The organism is Ottowia cancrivicina (assembly GCF_029813755.1).
GTDB classification, from domain to species: Bacteria; Pseudomonadota; Gammaproteobacteria; order Burkholderiales; family Burkholderiaceae_C; genus Ottowia; species Ottowia massiliensis.
The window spans coordinates 1-2935 of record NZ_JARVII010000051.1; the positions used below are offsets into that span (position 1 = coordinate 1).

Sequence of the window (2935 nt, forward strand, 5' to 3'; positions counted from 1 at the left end):
GGCCTGGCCGTGGGCCGCGCGCTGGTGGCCGTGCTGGAAAACCACCAGCAGGCCGACGGCAGCATCCGCATTCCCGCCGCGCTGCAACCCTACCTGGACGGCAGGCAAACGCTTCAGGCCGCCTGACAAACCGGCCCAGGCAGCTCTTTGCCTTCTTCAGACGCCCCAAAGCCCGGCCAGGCCGGGCTTTTTTTCGGGCTTTCCGGGGGATTTCAGAGGGATGTTTTTGCTCCTGCTTTGATGGCAGCAAAGCCCGTCAAACCGTGCGATGGAGGCGTTTCCTGGGCCTTGAATTTGCTCCTGTTTTTGAAGTGAATTCAGGTCCACGGAATGCACGGAGCAGGTTCTAAAAGCGCCAGGTGGCCGAAAGCAGCACGTTGCGCCGCGCGCCAATCCAGCAGTCGCCGCGCGCCAGGCAGGTGGCGAAGTAGGTTTTGTCCGTGGCGTTGGTGACGTTCAGGGCCACGCGCCAGTGGGGCGCGTCCCAGGCCAGCATGAAATCAAGCAGGGTTGAGGCGGGAATGCGCGGGCCGCTGCGGTCGTGAAAGGCGCTCATCCAGCGCAGACCCGCGCCGGCGGAAAACCCCTGCTGGCGGCTGGCGCCGAAGTAGTGCATGGCCCAGAGGCTGGCCTGGTGTTTGGGCAGGCCTTCAAGCTGTGCGTCGGGGCGGATGTGGTTGTAGTGGGCCAGCAGCTCCAGTCGCGGGGCGAGGCGGCCGCGCGCTTCCAACTCCAGGCCGCGCGTGCGGGTTTCGCCCAGCTGGTCATACACATCGGGACGCAGGGTGCGGATGCGGTTTTGCTCGCGCAAGTGGTAGAGGGCGGCGTTCAAGGCCAGTGCGCGGCCTTCGGGTTCGTATTTCAGGCCGATTTCCCACTGTTTGCCGCGCAAGGGCTTGAAGGTTTGGCCCTGGCGGGCGGCTTGCGGTTCAAAAGATTCGGCGTAGCTGATGTAGGGATGGATGCGTGCAGCGCTGGCGTAGAGCACGCCCAGGCGCTTGGTGGTGGCGCTGGTTTTTTCACGGGCGGCACCGGCCTTGCCGCTGGCGGCGCGGTCGTGCCGCAGGCCGGCCAGGATAGTCCAGGCGTCCCATTGAATCTGGTCTTGCACATAGAAGCCGGTTTGCCTCTGGGTGGTTCGGGGCTGGGCGGCGCGAGTGGAGGCGTAGACCGTTTGGCCATAGACGGGTTGCCAGGCGTCGATGGTGCTGCTGCGGTTGGGCGCGCGCCAGCTGTCTTCGTGCTGGCGGATGACATCCAGCCCCGCAAGCAGGGTGTGGCGCAGGCTGCCGGTGACCAGCCGCCCTTGCAGGTGCGTGTCGAGCAGGTGCATGGCGTTTTGCGTGCGCGTGTCGCTGTAGATGCGCTTGAGGATGCGCTGATTGACGGGATCGGCGCCCCAGCCGCCGACCAAGGTGAAGAAGTCGGCGTAGTGGTAGCGGCCGTCGTTGGTATTGCGCGAGTAACGGTAGTTTTGGCGCAGCTGCCACTGCGGCGAGAAGGTGTGTTCCAGCTCCCAGCCCGCGTGGGCGCGGCGGGTGTCGTAGTGGTCGCCCGGCTCGCCGATGAAGCGGCGGGTGGGCAGCAGGCCCGGGCGGGCGGGGTAGAGCGTGCCCGCCCAGGGGAAAAACTGCGAGGTGCTGCCGCTTTCGTCTTTCTGCCAGAGGGCGTGCAAGGTGAGCGTGGTGGCAGCGCGGGGTCGCCAGGTGAGGGCGGGCATGAACAGCAGGCGGTTGTCGGGCACGTAATCGACTTGCGTGCCCGCCTTACGTGCCAGCGCGACGATGCGCCAGGCCAGTTGTTCATGGATGGGGCCGGTGAGGTCAAGCTGCACTTGGCGGCGGTTGTTGCTGCCCAATTGCACGCCTGCTTCGCGCCCGGCCTCGAACTGCGGGCGCTTGCTGGTCATATGGACGATGCCGCCTGTGCCGCCTGCGCCGTAGAGCGTGCCGGCCGGGCCGCGCAGCACTTCCACGCGCTCAAGCGTGTAGGGATCGGGCCGGATGGTGCTGGTGTAGTAGCCGTAGTTGCCGCGCAGGCCGTCCAGATAGGTGATGGGCGAAGCGCCGCGCACGCGCACGGAATCCGTCCGGCCATCGATGCCGTAGGCGTCGGAGCGCACGCCTGCGGCGTAGGAGAGCAGGTCTTGCAGGTTGCCCATGCCCTGCTCGGTGATCTGGTCGCGCGTGACGACGGTGACGGACTGCGGCGTTTCGGCCAGGGGCGTATCGGTCTTGGTGGCGCTGACGGCCCGCTTGGCCCGGTAGCCGCTGACGGGGCCGCGCGCTGTTTCCTGCGCGGCTTCTGATTGGACGGTCACGGTATCCAGCGTGGCTTGCGTTGGCTGCGCCTGGACGTGGCTGGCAGGAAGACAGAAAACGGCGCAGCAAATCAGACAGCAGCGGGCAGAGCGGAACGAAGTGGTCGAGTGCATGAAGCTATATGAAAAGAAAAGAAAAAGTGCTGCCTCCAGAAACGGCAAAGGACGCTCTGGAGAGCGCCCCTGGCAAAAAAAGCTTGGCTAACTGGAACCGGCACGTCGGAGCCACTGGCTAGCTAAACGACATCAAGGCTGGCTGCCCCGATGTCTCCCACGATGATCTGGATGACTGGGCTGATGCGCTGGGCATCAATCGTGTCGATGGGCGGGAGCATATATCAAACAAGAATCGTTTTTAATTAAAACCGGTTCGCCCATGTGGTTTTGGAAATTTTGTGCGCCTTGCGCAACAGGCCATTGGCCCGCCTTTCACGTCTGCGGCAGGCGTGAAAGGGCGCGATTATGAATGGGAATTGCTGCTAATCCTTGCTTTGTGGCCTTGCTCGAGCGTTTTTGTGCATTCAAGACCCTGATGCTGTTGATACAAATCATTGCCATTGCGCAACAGTTTCAATAAACTTTAAGTAATTTGCTTTGTTTGATGAGGAGTACGAC

1 protein-coding gene is annotated in these 2935 nt (G+C 63.5%); it reads right to left on the minus strand.

What is annotated here, in order from left to right:
- Positions 1–346: 346 nt before the first annotated feature.
- On the minus strand, positions 347–2320 hold the full coding sequence (locus tag QB898_RS12840; RefSeq protein ID WP_279525267.1) for a TonB-dependent siderophore receptor: 1974 nt from the start codon (positions 2318–2320) through the stop codon (positions 347–349).
- Positions 2321–2935 lie beyond the last annotated feature (615 nt).